This is a genomic window from Bacillus sp. sid0103 (assembly GCF_019219025.1).
In genome coordinates, this window is sequence record NZ_JAHUWN010000052.1 from 1 (window position 1) to 16,968 (window position 16,968).

Consider the following 16,968-nt stretch of genomic DNA (forward strand, 5'->3'; position numbering starts at 1 on the left):
TAACCAACAGGAGCAAGCTCCTATTGATTCGCTCGACTTGCATGTATTAGGCACGCCGCCAGCGTTCGTCCTGAGCCAGGATCAAACTCTCCAAGAAAGTTGATTAGCTCATTTTGTTACGTTGGCTCATGCTCTTCATATTAATAGAAGAAACATGATTATTATTGTTTGTTGACGTTTTTGTTTGTTTAGTTTTCAAAGAACAATCATTCATGTCAGAAGCGACATTTGTTATTATATCGAATCTCTTTCACTATGTCAATATAATTTTTCAACTTTTTTCGCTATCACTTTAGCAATTAATACTACTGCTAAAAGCGACTTCCTTATAATAGCACCATCGATTTAAATACGCAATAGAGAATTTAACTTTTTTTACGGAAAATTTATTCCCTTTAAAACCTTTATTGAGATAGCAATATCCTTATAGCCCAGATCCCATAATCAAGTCCATATGCATTCAGCGAATGAATATATAATAATTTTGAATGAATCACTTAGTAGATAAGAAGACCTATGAAAAAGTCCCTTCAAAAATATAAGATAATAACTCTTTTAAGATGTAAGAGCTCCTGCCTTTATTAATCGCGTTTTAAGAAGTACTTCTATTCCAACATAACAACATTTTATCCATTCAATGGGCTAATTTCCCGGTTCAATGAGCGAATCCAGGGTCTTAATGAGCGAATTTTGGTCCTTTATGGGCGAATCTAGCGTTTCAATGGGCGAATTTGAAAATCAGCAGTCTTTCAGAAAAGAACGTCGATTTAGTACAAAAAAAGAGAGAAGTGTTATACCACTTCCCTCCTGCTACCTCTACCATCCGACTGGTGGTTGTCAATGTTGGTTATTTGCGAAAACCACCCTATTGCTTGCCAAGGTGCAGTGTGGTTTTCTTATGTGTGGTGTCAGGCACCGGAATCTACGCCGTCTCCCTCTCCCCGCCAGCATCCAGCTGCCTCTTCCCAATTCTACCTTTAATAGACTTCATAACATGGTACGTAGTCGGTACTATAACCAAGGTCAATAAGGTCGATGTCAATAATCCTGAAATGACCACAATGGCTAGTGATCTTGATATTAAGCCGCCTTCACTGGACAGAGCTAGTGGTAATAACGCACCAATCGTGGCGAGAGCCGTCATGAGAATCGGACGAAGACGGGTTTTTCCTGCTTCAAGTAAGGCTTCTTTGATCTCCATGCCTTTCTTTTCATTTTGTTTCACTCGCTCCATTAATACAATCGCATTCGTAACAACAATACCTATTAACATCAGAAACCCAACTAATGCAGGCATACCAAGTGCTTGATTAGTAAGATATAAGCCTAGTAATCCTCCCGAGAATAAGAATGGTAACGAAGAGAGGATGGCAACTGGCATTAACATATTCCCAAACGCGACAAGCATCACGATAAACACCAGCACAACGGCAACCGCCATGGCCATCATCATATTCGTAAATCCTTCATTCATCGCTTGTGCTTGACCTTCGGAACGATAGTTGACCCCTTTTGGTAAATCGATAGTCTTCAGTCGTTTATCCACCTCAGCTTGCACACCTGATGAATTATCAGTCGTGATCCGACCCGTAACCTGCACATATTGCTGCTGATTTAAACGATACAAAGCGGACGGACTTGGTGCTTTTTTAAGTGTTGCCACTTCTGAGAGGGTTACTTCCTGCCCCATTGGATTGGTCATTTTTTGACTCATAATAGCATCTATCGAATTCACGGAACCACTGTTCAATGACAAATTAACGCTCGTTGTTTTTCCCTCTACTTGCATGTCTGCCACAGTATTACCCGAAATGAGCTCCCTTACGTATCCCGCAACCATGATCGGGCTTAATCCTTTTTCAGCTGCTTTCTCATCATCAATTTCAAATTGAAGCTGTTCCTTCACCCCAGAGAGATTGGATTCCACATTTTCTAATCCATCAATATCCTTAATTTTATCGGTGATCAGCTTCCCTGCCGTCTCTAAATCCTGGGCATTCCCGCCTTCGACAATTAACGTTAAACCACTTGTTCCAACAATTCCAACAGGAGCAAGCGCCACCTGCATTTGATCGTTAAGATTTTCTACTTCAGTTCTTACCCTTTTTTCAAAATCACTCGTTTGCCCCTTTGAAGTATCATCTTTTAGATCAATCGAAAAACGAATATGTTCCCCATTCACAATCGTTTGTGTATATTGAATATGCTTTTCTTGTTTTAAAATTTCTTCTATGTCACCCGCAATCAGATTTGCTTTTTCCAGTGAAGTTCCGTCTGGTAAATCGGCTGTTAAGCGATAGGAGACGGCTTTTTCTTGAGGCAAGAAGTTCTTCGGTATCATCGGAACCAATGCCAATGATCCAGCAAACATCAGGATCGCCAACACAATGGTGACAGCCCGTTTCGTTAAGACCCATGACAGTGTGTGCTTATAAGCCTTTTCAAAAAAGGTTTCTTTCACCTCTTTCGGTTTGATGCGAAGTAAAAATAGTTTGGCTAATAATGGCACGACGGTCAATGAAACAATCAGTGAAAACGCCAGTGCCACGATCACCGTGATTCCAAACGGAGCAAAAAAACGTCCGATAATACCTGGAACAAAAGAAAGCGGCCCGAATACGGTAATAGTCGTAAGCGTAGAAGAAGTAATCGCTCCTCCCACTTCTTTGGCAGCCGTAAGAACCATTCTTTCATCACGTTTAGGGCTTGTTAAGGTCCGGCGGTACACATTTTCAATCACAACAATCGAATCATCAATCACACGCCCGACTGCCACCGCAATTCCCGCTAGTGTCATCATGTTTAAGCTATATCCAAAATATTTCAAGGTAATCATCGATGCTAAAATAGATAACGGAATGGACAGAACAGCCACAATCGTTGCCCTTATATTACGAAGGAATAAAAACGTAACAATCACGGCAAACAAAGTGCCAAGCAACACTTCCCGCAGCATTCCATCGACTGAGGTTTTCACTTCTTTGGATGTATCATATAACTTCGTTAATGTGTATCCAGCTGGAAGTTCTAAATCATCGAGCTTTTCTTTTGCTTGCCCGACCACTTCGACGGTATTGGAGCCTGCTTGTGCTTTCATTTCAACCAGAACTGCCGGCTTTTCATTTAATCGAGTATAGACAGTTTCTTTTTTGTTGCTATAAGAAACTGTGGCGATCTCCGACAAGTTCACTTTTTGGACTCCATTCGGACCTTGAGACAAAATTTGGATATCTTTTACATCGTTAACCGAATTCAGCTTGAAGTCAGCTTGCACATTTAATGTTTTATCATTCACATTGACTTGACCGGCTGGAAATGAAAAATGGTGTGCTAAAAACGTTTGCTTAACAGTTTCATAGGTAATTCCATGTTGCTTCATTTTTTCAGGATCAAGCTTTACCGCTACTTCCTTTTCCGTTTCACCCGAAATATCAACCGTTCCAACTCCATCGATTCCGGTCAATGCTGGCTTAATCCGTTCATTGATATATTCTGTCAGGTCGGATTGATTGGCTGTATTCGATGAAAGAGCAAACGTAAATACAGGCATGGCAGAGGGACCGTCTTTTAGGACTACCGGTTTTTCTGCACCTGCTGGCAGTTTAATAGAAGAGACGGCGGTCGTAACATCCTTTTCCGCCTCATCCATATCCTTGCTCATCTCAAATTCAAGAATCCCCACGACCATATTGCTGTGTGATTCAATGTACAAATTGTCGAGTTTCTTTATTCCCGATAAGGTGGCTTCTAACGGCTTGCCAATATCCTCTAACCCCTGTTCTGGTGTGGCTCCAAGATATGGTACCTGTACGATCATATAAGGAATGTCGACATTAGGCATTGATTCCATCTTCATGGTTTTAACTGAATAAATTCCCCCTGCTATCACCATTAGCATGGCGATAAAAATAACCCCGGCATTCTTTAATGAAAACTTAATCCATGATTGCATTTCTCTTTTCCCCTCCGTTAACTGTACATTCTTTTTCATTCTAACTAATTTCTCAACCTACTAAACTCGCTTTCTGGTTCTTTTTACCTTTTTTATTATAGGTTTTCCATCTAACTGCCAACATCGGGCAGTTGATGTAATCTTAGCTACGACCTGAGACCTACAAGATTTTCCAACGAGTTTAGTTTAGAGAAGAATGAACTGGAAAGTCCCTTGTTTGAATTACGAAGGCGATTTTAAATAATGAAAACTGTATCTTGACTGTTTCCTCTTATCTAGATGGACAATATGGAGAAAATGATGTGTTTATCGGTGTGCCTGCTGTTATTAACCATGGATGACTTCATAAATGACTCTTTTAAAAAGGAACCATAATATAAACCCGTATTGAGGACATCTCATCCGATTTCTCAATCCAAGATGTCCCGATTTGTAGGACCTTGTAAACCAATCCACTTTCATGAATAACATATTATTACCTCGATGAAGGAGCGTTTAGGAAAATGGATACTTGGTGTTGGCTCACTAATTGATGCAAACGGGCAAACTCAGCAAAGTTTGTCAGGGAGCGATCTGGGTAAAGATTTAATCGCAAAAGGAAATGGGATTGAAGCTTTCGGAAATTCCTTACAAGCCATCGGGAGAACGAAGCTGTTAACACCCAAGAGGGAACTATCAACAATATATACCATCATAGGTGCCTGGCTTCAGGCCACTGGTAATACTACGAATGCAGTTGGTATAGATATTGAATTATCCGGCTCAGAAGAGGAAGGAACATTGGTGGATACCCTTGGCAGCGGAATACAAGGCCTTGGTGCAGCTTTTGAGGCTGTAGGTGCATCCCTTTTAGAAGAATCAGACTTTAGGAATCTTACCATATTGGGAGGTAGTTTCATTGCATTAGGCTCTTTTTTAGGATCGATTGGTAATATCTATGTTTTAAACGATAAAAATGTAATCGGGGAACAAATTTTATTGGTTGGCAGCTGGTTTCAGGTTCTTGGTTCCTTTTTGTTAATTCATGCCGTTACCATTGAGTTCGAACCCAAACCACCTTTAAAAAATGAAAACGGCTATTATCTCCGGATATAGCGATCTTCTGGTTTAGTAGTGTGCAAAAACAAATCATTAATAAATAGATGATGAAAAGATACAACATCGCCCTTTGTTATGGAGCTGACGAGTGCATAGTTTAAACATTTCACAACGGAACCGTTTAATAAAGGGGGAAGGCTTATTTAACTTCCCTTAAGCCCTTCCCTTCAAGAATCTCTTGAATTCCTTCTTCACAAACTCCGTATGATCTCCAGGAACAAGATTTACACACAATTTGAATATCGGAGGGGACAATATACTTTCGTATGAGCGACTCAATGTCCTCCCAATTCAGAATTTGTCCGACTTTAAGTCCTAATTTCTCTAAAATCGCAGCATCTCTTTCATAAATATTGTCTTCTTGGCAGTGGTATTCACCTGAGTTTGGGTACTTTTCACACAACTGATCAGGACCCTTAACAAGTTGAATTCTCGTCTTGGGGTGGTCTCTCAAGGTTTGATGCAGACGTGTCATATTTTCCACGTATTCTTGGGAATAGCCCATTCCCCGATAGCCCAAAAGGCAAAAAAGATGATGACCTCGCAGCTTATACATAATTCCCCTCCGTTTCAACAGGTTTGATTAAATATAAATGTTAACCAAAATAATTAATAAGTTAACAAAATCTTAATTATCATAACATATCTCACCTAATCAATTGGGAACTTTTTACTCACTAACGGATAACAATACTTAAGATCACCCCGCTCAATCATTAACAAAAGAGGAGAGCTTCTTATCCTTTCTTTTATTCTCTGTTGTTAGGAAATCTAAAATTTATTCGCTGGTTAGATAGAAAGAAACAGTATAATTCTGGGAAAAGCGCTTAATTTAATGAAAGGATATCAGATGATGCAGAAAGAGGAATAAAAATGTACACTCAAATTGACAAAATGGGTAGCAAATTTAATTCATTACAAAGAGAAATATGGATTCATCATGATTTATTTAGTCCTGAATGGTGGAGTATTGTAATCATAAATGTCTTATTTCTTATTTTGTTCATATTATTAATTGACCGTTATAGAATGTTGTTAATTTCTTTTGCCTTTATGGTAAATTTTGTGATCGTGGGACTTGCTAATGAATTTGGCTCAAATTTTGATTTTTGGAGTTATCCTCATCAGTTTGTTGTTTTTACTCACCGTTTTAATGCGGTAGATTTTGCCGTGGTTCCTGTTATTATGTCTTTGATATACCAATTTTTTAGTAGATGGAAAGCTTATTTTCTCGCTACTATTGTAATGTCAGCTATTATGAGTTTCATTGGTGTTCCTATTTTTGTTTATTTTGGCTTGTATAAGTTAGAAAATTGGAACTATATGTATTCATTTTTAGTTACAGTTTTAATGTTAATCATATCTAAGTTAATCATTGATTTTGTAGGAAAAAATGCGAAAAGATATTCACATTAAAGTCTTCAAAAGTTGCTTTTTCTTGTATCATTATTGACACTTCTTAACCATTCACATTCTATGTGGTGCAGCACTGATTTTGTGCTGCATGGATGGCCAACGAGTTCTTTTCTTCACTAAGACAATAAGACGTTCTGCCACAATCAGGCGCTCTCCGTGGAACCGTATAAGGGCAAGTACAAGAACTAACCACCCTTACTGAATATCTGGAAGAGAATTTGTTGCACTTATGGATGCGATTTTTCAAGAAAGAAGAATCGCTTTTTCCTTATTAAAGTAACGGGCAGCGTTACTTTAATAATAGAAACTAGTATACTCTCACCAAAAATTTTCGAATTAAAAAGGTGCATCACTATTGTGATTGCACCAATGAATGGCTAATCCCAGATACGAATTCTTGGAACTCCTGCTGTTCTTAAATAATCCAATAATTGACCAGTATGAACTGACTCATGATAGGCAACACGTAACAGCATGTCACCTAAATCCCTTATGTAACCTGAATCAGAGCGGTCAATCTTTATAATTGCCAGGTCTTCTTCAGTAAAGGACTTAATGGTATCAATGAACTCATTTCGATATGGTTCTGCAAATTCCAATTCTGCTTCTACAGAAGTAAATGGTCTATTTTCGAAAGGGGAGTCGAAAACTGATAAACTCCTTCTATTTTTAATTGCCAGGTGGTAATAATGCTCGCTTTCCAGTACGTGTCTAATCATTTCTATGCAATTCATTGCTTCATCATCTGGCTTCCACTGTAGTTTTTCTTTAGGAATAGATGTCCAAACATTTATGCTTCTTCTTCTAACCTCATTAAAGTTTAATATAATTAAATCAATTGAGTTCAAAAAAAATTCCTCCTTGGATAGGCATATAATAATTATACACGAATAAACGTTCCTACCCATATAAAAAAAGGAAAATTTTACATATCTCATAAATCACTGTATTTACGGTGATTATTTATCTAACGGGTCAAGTAAGTGAAAGAAGGAATAAAAATAGAAAAAGGAGAATTTACTTTTATACTAATGAGCACTTTGGGGGAACGTACGAAAAAGAAACGATTGCCTAGTTGGGTAGCTCTCTTTGTTTTTTTGGTGCTTCTTATAATTTATAGTTGGGAACTTTTTTCAACTGATTAGACAAATTCTTTAGCAAGACTCCCTAACTTTATTTTGTTTTTACTTGCCAGCATATTAGGGATAATTATTTACTTTCCAAGTAATGACAAAAAGAAATAGCCATTGTCAATCCCTTCTTAAGTTTGTTATATTGCGAAAGATTTCACTTAAAGAATTAACTTCCAAATAAGCCAAAATCCCCTCAAATGTTTTTCAACTACTTGGAATTTTATCTGCTAACAATCGTTCACCCGCACCCTCATTTCGATCAGTAATTCTTCTTGTTGATTAAAAGAATCAATGTATATTAAGGACTCGTATATATCACTGATAACCGTTAATTGATGGAACTCCACATAATGAATTAGTTTTTGTAAGTTTAAAAAATAATCTTCTATTGAAACACTTTTAAATGTAATACATACGTATTTACCATTTGGAATTTTTGTAACTTCCGTATCATGCATAAGTAAAGAAATCTGTTTATTCGTTAAAACAGGTGTAAATAAATATCGATAAGTTACCTCTTTTATATCTTTATAAGGCAGATAGGTGAAAATGGCACCATAACCATTGTTTCGAAATCCTTCTGTTGATGCATCAAATTTCTTCAATTTACTATATGAAGCATTTAAAATATTTTTCGGATCAATTCCATCTGCCTTTGTCTGTATAATTTGTAATTCATCTTCATACGAAATAAACACTTCACCAAGGGGTGGATATTCCATCTGCCGTTGCAATCCCCTTTTAGCATTTGCAATAATTTTTTCGATTTCTACTAGAGATTCTATCTTTTTTCTTACCATTTTTTCTTGTTCCGTTAAAAAGGCAAAAAAATCATCTCTCTGTAATCCTTGTACTTCCTTCATTTCTTCTAATGGAGTACCAATATATTTTAATGATTTAATTAGATCTAGAATGTGAATTTGCGAGTCTTTATAATACCGATAATTCGTTTCCGGGTCGACAAATGCAGGTTTAAATAAGTTGATTTTATCGTAATAACGAAGGGCCTTAATAGAAATATTCACCAGTTTTGAGACTTCACCTATGGTGTAAAGCTTTTCCTTCATTGCTAACACTTCCTTAATCATAGTGTAGTAAAAGAAGCGTATTCTATTCTGTCATAACAAAGAATGCGAATGAGCTTTTTTTGATTACTTAAGCTGTTCGGTACGCTGGCTCTTTCCAAGCTAGGGTTAACCCAATACCTACTGCTAATAAGAATGTCGCAAAATAAAACGGATAGTTCAAGTCGATGTCGAATAAAATTCCGCCAATTATTGGTCCAATTACATTGCCGATACTAGTAAACATCGAGTTCATGCCACCAACAAATCCTTGTTCATTGCCTGCAACTTTTGATAAATATGTTGTCACAGCCGGACGCATTATATCAAATCCAAGAAATACTGTTATCGTAACAAGTAATATCGTAAAGTATGAGTTCACGAGAGTTATTAAAAATACAAGTATCGTCGAGAGAATCAGGCTATATCGTATTAAACGAATTTCTCCAATCCATTTCGTAAGACGATCAAATAATGCCACTTGAACAATTGCCCCAACTATACCTCCACCAGCGATCATGATGGCAATATCCTTTGGTGTAAAACCAAATTTATGATCGGCAAATAGAGAAAATAATGATTCAAAGGCTGCTAGACCAAACTGTGAGATGAAAATAACCATAAAAGAAACAAAATACATGGGTGCAAAAATTCGACTAAGCCCTGTTTTTTGCCCTCTTACTTCTATATTTTCAGGATTTCGATCTGGCTCATGAATTAAAATAATGGATAAAATGGCTGCCGATACACCTAACGCTGCGGCAAAGAAAAATGGTAAGCGAGAACCAATCTCTGCTAAAAAACCGCCAACACCAGGTCCAATAATAAAACCTGTTGAAATAGCCGCCGACATATAGCCAAGTGCTTTTGCTCGTGTTTCAACTGTTGTCACATCTGCAATTAATGCTGTTACAGCTGGCATAATGAACGCAGCACTGACACCTCCAAGCATACGGGAGATAAAAAGGACTTCAACCGTTTTTCCAATCCCGAATAAAAACTCTGAAATACTAAATATGATTAGACCTTTAATAATCATTCTTTTACGTCCAAATCGGTCTACCCATCGTCCTGCAATTGGTGAGACAACTAATTGTGTGAAGGCGAAAGCAGCTACCATATAGCCCACAACCGATCCAGATAGATTTAACTCATTCATAATGGAAGGAGTAACTGGAATAACAAGACCAATCCCTAAAAAGACAATGAATAAATTCATCAATACGATAACTAACATCATGTTTTGTTTTTGCATGTAGTTCTACTCCCTTCAAAAGCTTACAAAACATAATGTAAAGCCTCCCCCAAGGGGAGAGTCAACGAATTTTGAATCATATTTTTTGAAGGGAGTGCAAAATTTAGATAAAGGTTGATACAAACTTTGCGAAAACAGCGTATAAAAAATTGGCTCTGTTAAAATTGCCTGTTGATTTCCGCTCCAGGCGCGTACGGTTCGCGGGCGGTCCGGGGAGCCTCCTCGTCGCTGCGCTCCTGCGGGGTCTCCCCTGCCCCGTCCTCCCGCAGGAGTCTTCGCGCCTGGAACGTAGATCAACAGGGTGCCAAAATCAACAATAAGCTTTAACATAGTCAAAAAATAAAAAACACAACATTTCGTTGTGTTTCCATTCATCTATCGAAGGCGATCCAATAAGAAACCGCCCTTAAATCTTCTTGGCTCATATGAAATAATAAACGCACTAGGTTCAAACTTTTCCACAGTGGCAATTAGTTCATTTTCTCTATTTCTCTTTGTCAATATATCCATTCGATACCGTTCACTGTCTCGGCCTTCACCCGTATATAAAGTAACACCAAAGCCATTTTGGCGTAATGTGTCTATCAAATTATTATTTTTTTCTTGTGTATTAACCGTTACGTTTATATAACCAATAGCTATTTTTTGTTCCAATTTCGTCCCAAGTAAAATTCCCAACCCGAACCCAACTGCATAAACAACCATTGATACAAAATTTTGATCTCCACCAAATACGAGAGAAAGTCCAAAAACATAAATTAACATTTCTGCAATACCTAATATCGATGCTAATGCTGTTATATTTTTAACCAAAAAGATTGTTCGAAGTGTGTAAATAGGTACATAAATCAGTTGTAACAGCAAAATCAAAAGAATCTCTTTCACTTTGGCACCTCTATCGTCATTTATAAATTTCTCTCTATTTTATCTTTTTTAATCTAAATAAAATAGTGTTTTTATTCTTATTTACTCACTTCTTTCAATCATTTAATTTATGAACCTTTTATTTTTTATTTCCCTTCGTATTTATATCTAAATGAGATGTAAAAACAATTTAATATCTAGTGAGATAGATGTATTTATCTTTATTTACACGAATATTAATTTACTGGGAAAGGTTTCATGAAAACCGACGGTTAGGAGGGATGTACTTGGATGTAATTGGAAAAGGGGTCATTCGTAAAGACGCTTGGGATAAAGTAACAGGAGACGCGAAATACACAGATGATTACCAATCAGTCGGGATGCTTTCTTGTACAAAGGTCATCAGTCCATATGGACACGCTAGGATCACTGCGATTGACACGACAGAAGCACTAAAAATACCAGGAGTTAGGGCGATTATCGCAGGAGAACATTTTCCACTTACAGGTGAGACCATTCGCGACCGTCCGCCAATTGCTGTTGATAAGGTCCGTTACCACGGAGAACCAGTTGCATTAGTTGTCGCTGATACTCCTTCACAAGCAAAGAAAGCAGCTAACTTGGTTAAGGTCTCTTATGAATTATTACCTGTAGTAAATTCACCTACACAGGCGTTCCAAAAGAATGCTCCCCTCGTCCATGAGAGGTTAGGCGAATATAAAAATGGGAAAGATTCACGCCCGGTTCCGGGAACAAACATTGCAGCACTTACTAAAATTCGCAAGGGCAATATGGAAAAAGGATGGTCTGAGAGTGAGGTAACAGTAGAAGCAAGCTATTCCTTTGGCCCTTCAGATCATGCCGCAATGGAAACAAGGTGTTCAACTTGTGAGATTTCACGAGAAGGAACAATCAATATAATGACCTCATCTCAAGCACCTTATATGGTCAAAACACTGATATCTGAATACTTTGGTGAAGATATAGGGAAAATTGTTGTTCACACGCCGTTTGTTGGAGGAGGCTACGGTGGAAAAGCAGCCGTTCAGCTTGAAATACTTGCGTACTTAGCATCGAAGGCTGTTGGTGGCCGACCCGTAAAGGTTTTTAATACGCGTGAAGAGGATATCATTACATCTCCATGTCACATTGGTTTGGATGCAACAGTTAAAATTGGGGCTGACCGTAAAGGGAAAATTAAAGTTATGGAAATCCTTTATTTGTGGGATGGGGGTGCTTATTCGGATAAAGCAATTGATGTAACGAGATCTGGGGCAGTCGATTGCACAGGACCCTACAATGTGGAGAATTTATGGTGTGATTCATACTGTATGTATACCAATCATCCGTATGCCTCCCCATACAGAGGATTTTCTCATTCCGAGCTTTCCTTTGTGATTGAAAGAACAATGGACTTACTCTCACAAAAACTACAGAAGGATCCGCTAGAACTTCGTAATATAAATGCAATTAGGCCAGGAAATACAACACCGACAAGGGTTCCTTTAAATAAAAGCAATTTAGGGGACTTACCACATTGTATTGAGAAAGTAAAACATTTAATTAAATGGGAAGATGGGCCGATTAAAGAGATAAATGAACGTTTTGTTAGAGTAAAAGGCGTAAGCTGCAGTTGGAAAACGTCAACGATTGATGCCAACGCTCCCTCCGGTGTTACTTTAACTTTTAATCGAGATGGTAGTATCAATTTAATGTCAGGCCTTATCGAAATTGGAACTGGAACGAAGACTGTGCTTGCTCAAATTCTCGCCGAGAGACTTAAAATGGATGTCGATAAAATTCATGTCAGAATGGAAGTTGATACCCAGACCATGCCAGAACATTGGAAGACCGTTGCCAGCAGGGGAACATTTATGGCAGGCAGGGCCACCTTAAATGCCGCAGAAGATGTGATTAAGCAATTAAAAGAAGTGGCCTCAAGTGTACTAAGAGCACCGAAAGAAGATTTAGAAGTGGCAAATAGTCGGGTGTTTTTGAGGGATGATCCATCCATTGGTCTCCATTTTAAAGATATTGGATATGGGTATAAGTATCCAAATGGTAACGCTATTGGCGGTCAAATCATCGGCAGAGGGAATTATATTTTACGCCATATAACGAAATTGGATCCCGAAACTGGAGCCGGAAAGCCTGGTCCGGAGTGGTCTGTTGCGGCTTATGGAGTAGAGGTAGAATTCGATCGCAAAGATTATTCCTATCGACTGGTTAATGCTGCTGCGGTGGTGGATGCTGGCAGGGTGCTGAATGAAAAAACAGCATTAGGTCAGGTTATGGGAGCAATGAGCATGGGGCTAGCATTCGCTGGGAGAGAAACATTTTATTTTGATGATTTAGGGAGGGTTTTGAATGCGCAGCTTCGGACGTATCGTCCACTTCGCTATGGAGAGAATCCTAATTACTTGGTTGGATTTGTTGAAAACCCACAGATTGATGCACCATACGGAGCTCGTGGAATAGGAGAACTAGGTTTAATGGGAATGCCTGGGGCACTCGGGAATGCATTGTCCATAGCAGCTGGTGTTTCGCTTCATAATCTTCCCTTAATTCCAGAATTGATTTGGAAAGCAAAGGAGAAGCAATGAAGGATATCCGACGGGAAGGAGTACAGTTCCATTTGAAGGTCGTCATATATGAGGCCATCCTTTTTCTTAAGCTGACAAACGATCTGAATTATTGGATTGCCAATAAAAAATTTAATCATGAATAAAAACTTAGAGTTGATAAATAGCTCTATTTTTTTTGCCATTTTATTTACGTTTGAATCATGCAGAAATAACCAAATAGTTGTGGAACAAATTCTTATTCAACAAACGGTGCAGGTTAGTTTAAGAATGAATGAAAGGAATTTGTTGTAAATATATTGGTGATAAAGCCTAAATTGTGGTGGTGTACAATGAAAAATATTCCAAGTTTATTACCTTTTATTTTCCTTTTGATTGTTACAGCTTGTGGTGGTCCTTTTTCAACCACAACTTCCGAATTGTATATAGTAAAAAAAGCACATTCAAAGGATTATGAAAAAGCCTGGATAATTGCATTTGACCCCAACAGTATTACAGGTAAAAAGGAAATAAAAATTATGGTCAATGAACCAATGGTGTGGAACTTGATCGAGGTTAATAAAACTTATCTTACAACTTACTCGAAGGAAGGAGATAATCCTTGGGTTTTAGAGGAAATTGCACATCGTGGTGACGATGATACCATAAGATGAAAAAATTATTTAATAAGTTTTATTAAACTAACTGAAGGGTGCTTGAATTTATGAATATTGGCTGCTGCGGCAGCTTTTTCTTATTCGACTAACGTGGCAGGTTAGCTGTACAAGTTATAAATTTAATGGTTTAAAGTTATAGAGCATTTCTTTGAATGAGGAATGCTTTTTATTTTTGCTTAAAACAAAAAGATTCAATAAAAATTTTATTCAAATTAATAAAAATTTATTGTAAATCAATAAAATATACATTAAAATCAAAATCAACATAAATAAGTGAGGTGCTTTTTATGGAAAAAGTAACAACGTTGTTTTTAAAAATGGCTGTTATTCTATTAGGAGTCCCAGTTCTTGCTCTGTGCATCTTTTTGGTGCCTGAGATGGCGAATCTTGCAGCAAAATTGCTTCCAGAGTTTGCTTTTATAAAATATCTCGTTTTCACCGCTTTTGATGCATCGACGATACCTTTTTACTTTGCTTTGTATCAGGCTTTCAAACTCTTACGCTATATTGACAAAAATAAAGCTTTCTCCGATTTATCTGTAAAAGCTTTAAAGAAAATCAAATACTGTGCCATCACAATCAGTATTTTGCATGTGCTAGTTTGGCCGCTCTTCTATATCTTTGCGGAAGTAGACGACGCACCAGGAGTTATCTTTGTCGGATTGGTTGTTCCTTTTGCTTCGATGGTTATCGCAGTCTTTGCGGCTGTTCTCCAAAAACTTTTACAAGAAGCAATTAATATCAAATCAGAAAATGATTTAACGGTCTGAGGTGAATAACAATGGCAATTATAATCAACATTGATGTGATGTTAGCAAAAAGGAAAATGAGCGTAAAAGAACTTTCGGAGAAGGTTGGAATAACAATGGCGAACCTTTCTATATTGAAAAATGGAAAGGCAAAAGCGATTCGATTATCCACTTTAGAGGCAATTTGTAAGGTTTTAGAATGTCAGCCTGGAGATATTTTAGAATACAAAAGTGACGAAGACAGTTAAACATATTAAGGAAACTTAACATAACAATTGTTAGGGGAGGTATAACTATGGACATTAACAATTTGATTATTGAAAATATTGCTAACCCTCATGAGCTGGAGAGAATGTATAGAAAAGACCCGAAAACTTTTAAAAAGGCATTCTCACACGCATGGGAACAAAATCCTGATTCTCAGGTTCTTGGCGTTTGGTATGAAAGATTGCATTTCAAGGAGACGGCAAATACAGAAAAATCTTCCTTGCTTCAGAAAGGTTTCTTATTCATGGGCATTTTAGCCATTCTGGCCGGGATAAGCACCAGGATCATTTTCCATTTTGTCAAACAGGAAGCAATTGCTCCAATTAACCTGGCTTTTGGTATAATTCCCTTTATTGCTGCCTATTTTGTTTACAATAATACTCCGAAAAAAAGTGTTATTTATTCCCTTGCAGCGTTGTTCCTAATTTCCGGGTTTTATCTTAATATGCTGCCATTAAATTATAAAGACAGTATTATCCTTGCTTATTTACACCTTCCCATATTCTTATGGGTATTGGTAGGGCTTGCATTTACAGGAAATGAATATTCAAAAGGCAGTACAAGATTAGCCTATATTAAATTTAATTTGGAATATTGTATTCTCTACGCCAGCATGGCAGTTAGCGGAATGGTACTAGCAGCATTAACCATGAAGTTATTTAGCTTTGTTGGCTTGGATATAGAAGACTTCTATTTTAGTAATGTCGTTTTATTTGGTGCTGCCGCTCTCGCTATTGTGGCTGCATACCTGGTATCAATGAATCTTAAACTTGCTAAGAATATTACACCATATATAGCTAAAATTTTTAGTCCTCTTGTCCTGGTCACATTGTTGGTCTATCTTATAGCGGTTATATGGGTCGGAAAAAATCCATTCTTGGACCGCAATTTCCTGATAGCCTTCAACGGAATACTCCTTGGTGTATTGGCCGTTACCATATTTTCCATTACCGAGAGCGACTCAGACGAGAAAAAGAACATTTCAGATTATATAAATTTTGCCTTAATTGTTCTTGCGCTTATCATTGACAGTGTGGCTTTGTCAGCCATCGTGTTCAGACTATCTTCTTATGGGATTACGCCTAATAGACTTGCTGTTTTAGGAGTAAACATACTTATCTGGGCAAATCTAATTTGGATTATGCTCTCCTATATGCGTTTTCTACAAAACAAATCAGGACCTTCAACTATCCAAGATGCTGTTACTAAGTATTTGCCGGTCTACGGACTTTGGGCAGCTTTCGTTACATTTACTTTTCCTATAATTTTTAATTAGAAAGGCCCTGTTAATGTAACGAAAAGCAAATCTTTTATAACGTATAAAATCCTTAGAGCCGATATTATGCAGCTTTTTATACAGAGTTGCATAGTTTTGGCTTATTTTCATTACTAAAGTTAAACAGAGGGTATTCAAACTAGAAGACATAATATATTGTTGCAACTGGATTCTTTAAAATATGTCCAGTTTAATGTGCCCACCGAAAAAGAACTTCATGAAACGTATTTGATAAGCTAAACTTGCAGTTTTTACAGTCACTAATTTGATTTTTAAAGCAATTTTTATCCCCTCTGATTTGAATTTTCAAGGGATAGTCCGAACATTACTTACGACTAGTTCAATCTCTGTTGGAATGGCTTTTGTTGAGTACTTAATGAACAAGAACAAGAAGAATAAATAATTCACGAGTGATGAATTAGCGGGTGCAAGAGTTCAAGATCGGGGCTGTCATTAAGGCAGCTTTTCTTATTGAACTAATGGTCAGTTTAGTTTAATAAGATACCTTCCGTCTGTTTAATTGAGTGCCATCTCATGTTATAATGAGTAACTTAGGATAATTACTACTTTTACTTATAATTGAACGGATGCCAAGAAAAGCCTCCGCATAGCGATAAAATATGGAGGTGTAAGAGAATGAATAAACGATGGACGAT

General features: G+C 37.4%; 14 protein-coding genes, 1 rRNA gene and 1 pseudogene. 8 read left to right on the forward strand and 8 right to left on the reverse strand.

All coding sequences use genetic code 11. From position 1 onward, the window contains the following. Both KW850_RS31155 and KW850_RS31160 read right to left on the reverse strand, forming a co-directional pair. Positions 1-97, reverse strand: a 16S ribosomal RNA gene (locus KW850_RS31155); the annotation flags it as partial. A gap of 825 nt (positions 98-922) precedes the next feature. Then, a complete protein-coding gene (locus KW850_RS31160) occupies positions 923-3,952 on the reverse strand; it encodes an efflux RND transporter permease subunit (RefSeq protein ID WP_218351515.1) in 3,030 nt (1,009 codons plus the stop codon). Positions 3,953-4,173: 221 nt separating this feature from the next. Between KW850_RS31160 and KW850_RS31165 the strand changes: the two are divergent. Next, positions 4,174-4,290, forward strand: a pseudogene (locus KW850_RS31165) (L-lactate dehydrogenase); the annotation flags it as partial. Positions 4,291-4,435: 145 nt separating this feature from the next. Continuing rightward, complete coding sequence (locus KW850_RS31170) at positions 4,436-5,047, forward strand: DUF6944 family repetitive protein (protein WP_218351516.1); 612 nt, start codon at positions 4,436-4,438, stop codon at positions 5,045-5,047. A gap of 142 nt (positions 5,048-5,189) precedes the next feature. On the opposite strand, the gene KW850_RS31175 is transcribed toward KW850_RS31170, so the two are convergent. Further along, positions 5,190-5,606 (reverse strand): DUF1284 domain-containing protein, encoded by a 417-nt coding sequence (locus KW850_RS31175; RefSeq protein WP_218351517.1) that lies wholly within the window; start codon positions 5,604-5,606, stop codon positions 5,190-5,192. A gap of 317 nt (positions 5,607-5,923) precedes the next feature. Here KW850_RS31175 and KW850_RS31180 point away from each other — a divergent pair, with 317 nt between their 5' ends. Beyond that, positions 5,924-6,466 carry a CBO0543 family protein gene (locus KW850_RS31180; RefSeq protein WP_218351518.1) on the forward strand — a complete coding sequence of 181 codons (543 nt, stop codon included), beginning with the start codon at positions 5,924-5,926 and terminating at the stop codon, positions 6,464-6,466. Positions 6,467-6,843: 377 nt separating this feature from the next. On the opposite strand, the gene KW850_RS31185 is transcribed toward KW850_RS31180, so the two are convergent. The 5 genes from KW850_RS31185 to KW850_RS31205 form a co-directional block, all read right to left on the reverse strand. After that, on the reverse strand, positions 6,844-7,314 hold the full coding sequence (locus KW850_RS31185) for a DinB family protein (RefSeq protein ID WP_218351519.1): 471 nt from the start codon (positions 7,312-7,314) through the stop codon (positions 6,844-6,846). Between the two features lie 512 nt (positions 7,315-7,826). Further along, the gene (locus KW850_RS31190; RefSeq protein WP_218351520.1) at positions 7,827-8,666 is read right to left on the reverse strand and encodes a MerR family transcriptional regulator; all 840 of its coding nucleotides are present in this window, start codon (positions 8,664-8,666) and stop codon (positions 7,827-7,829) included. Between the two features lie 88 nt (positions 8,667-8,754). Continuing rightward, a complete protein-coding gene (norA, locus tag KW850_RS31195) occupies positions 8,755-9,918 on the reverse strand; it encodes a multidrug efflux MFS transporter NorA (protein ID WP_218351521.1) in 1,164 nt (387 codons plus the stop codon). 15 nt (positions 9,919-9,933) lie between these two features. After that, positions 9,934-10,254 (reverse strand): hypothetical protein, encoded by a 321-nt coding sequence (locus tag KW850_RS31200; protein ID WP_218351522.1) that lies wholly within the window; start codon positions 10,252-10,254, stop codon positions 9,934-9,936. 39 nt (positions 10,255-10,293) lie between these two features. After that, positions 10,294-10,803 carry a DUF2179 domain-containing protein gene (locus KW850_RS31205; RefSeq protein ID WP_218351523.1) on the reverse strand — a complete coding sequence of 170 codons (510 nt, stop codon included), beginning with the start codon at positions 10,801-10,803 and terminating at the stop codon, positions 10,294-10,296. A gap of 266 nt (positions 10,804-11,069) precedes the next feature. On the opposite strand from KW850_RS31205, the gene KW850_RS31210 reads away from it, so the two are divergent. The 5 genes from KW850_RS31210 to KW850_RS31230 all read left to right on the forward strand — a co-directional run bounded on the left by KW850_RS31210 (position 11,070) and on the right by KW850_RS31230 (position 16,312). Next, positions 11,070-13,385: a xanthine dehydrogenase family protein molybdopterin-binding subunit gene (locus KW850_RS31210; RefSeq protein WP_256358563.1), complete on the forward strand. Its 2,316-nt coding sequence runs from the start codon at positions 11,070-11,072 to the stop codon at positions 13,383-13,385. 311 nt (positions 13,386-13,696) lie between these two features. After that, positions 13,697-14,017, forward strand: a complete 321-nt coding sequence (locus KW850_RS31215; protein ID WP_218351525.1) for a hypothetical protein — start codon at positions 13,697-13,699, stop codon at positions 14,015-14,017. A 290-nt stretch (positions 14,018-14,307) separates the two neighbouring features. Then, entirely contained in the window at positions 14,308-14,790 is a 483-nt protein-coding gene (locus KW850_RS31220) for a DUF2975 domain-containing protein (protein ID WP_218351526.1), read from the forward strand. Between the two features lie 11 nt (positions 14,791-14,801). After that, the gene (locus tag KW850_RS31225) at positions 14,802-15,017 is read left to right on the forward strand and encodes a helix-turn-helix domain-containing protein (protein WP_218351527.1); all 216 of its coding nucleotides are present in this window, start codon (positions 14,802-14,804) and stop codon (positions 15,015-15,017) included. A gap of 47 nt (positions 15,018-15,064) precedes the next feature. Continuing rightward, the gene (locus KW850_RS31230; RefSeq protein ID WP_218351528.1) at positions 15,065-16,312 is read left to right on the forward strand and encodes a DUF4153 domain-containing protein; all 1,248 of its coding nucleotides are present in this window, start codon (positions 15,065-15,067) and stop codon (positions 16,310-16,312) included. Positions 16,313-16,968 lie beyond the last annotated feature (656 nt).

Excerpts from the sequence above, each read along its gene's own strand:
- KW850_RS31160 (WP_218351515.1), bottom strand. The coding sequence starts at position 3,952 with ATGCAATCATGGATTAAGTTTTCATTAAAGAATGCCGGGGTTATTTTT.
- KW850_RS31215 (WP_218351525.1), top strand. The coding sequence starts at position 13,697 with ATGAAAAATATTCCAAGTTTATTACCTTTTATTTTCCTTTTGATTGTT.
- KW850_RS31170 (WP_218351516.1), top strand. The coding sequence starts at position 4,436 with ATGAAGGAGCGTTTAGGAAAATGGATACTTGGTGTTGGCTCACTAATT.
- KW850_RS31190 (WP_218351520.1), bottom strand. The coding sequence starts at position 8,666 with ATGAAGGAAAAGCTTTACACCATAGGTGAAGTCTCAAAACTGGTGAAT.
- KW850_RS31175 (WP_218351517.1), bottom strand. The coding sequence starts at position 5,606 with ATGTATAAGCTGCGAGGTCATCATCTTTTTTGCCTTTTGGGCTATCGG.
- KW850_RS31180 (WP_218351518.1), top strand. The coding sequence starts at position 5,924 with ATGTACACTCAAATTGACAAAATGGGTAGCAAATTTAATTCATTACAA.
- norA (WP_218351521.1), bottom strand. The coding sequence starts at position 9,918 with ATGCAAAAACAAAACATGATGTTAGTTATCGTATTGATGAATTTATTC.
- KW850_RS31225 (WP_218351527.1), top strand. The coding sequence starts at position 14,802 with ATGGCAATTATAATCAACATTGATGTGATGTTAGCAAAAAGGAAAATG.
- KW850_RS31220 (WP_218351526.1), top strand. The coding sequence starts at position 14,308 with ATGGAAAAAGTAACAACGTTGTTTTTAAAAATGGCTGTTATTCTATTA.
- KW850_RS31230 (WP_218351528.1), top strand. The coding sequence starts at position 15,065 with ATGGACATTAACAATTTGATTATTGAAAATATTGCTAACCCTCATGAG.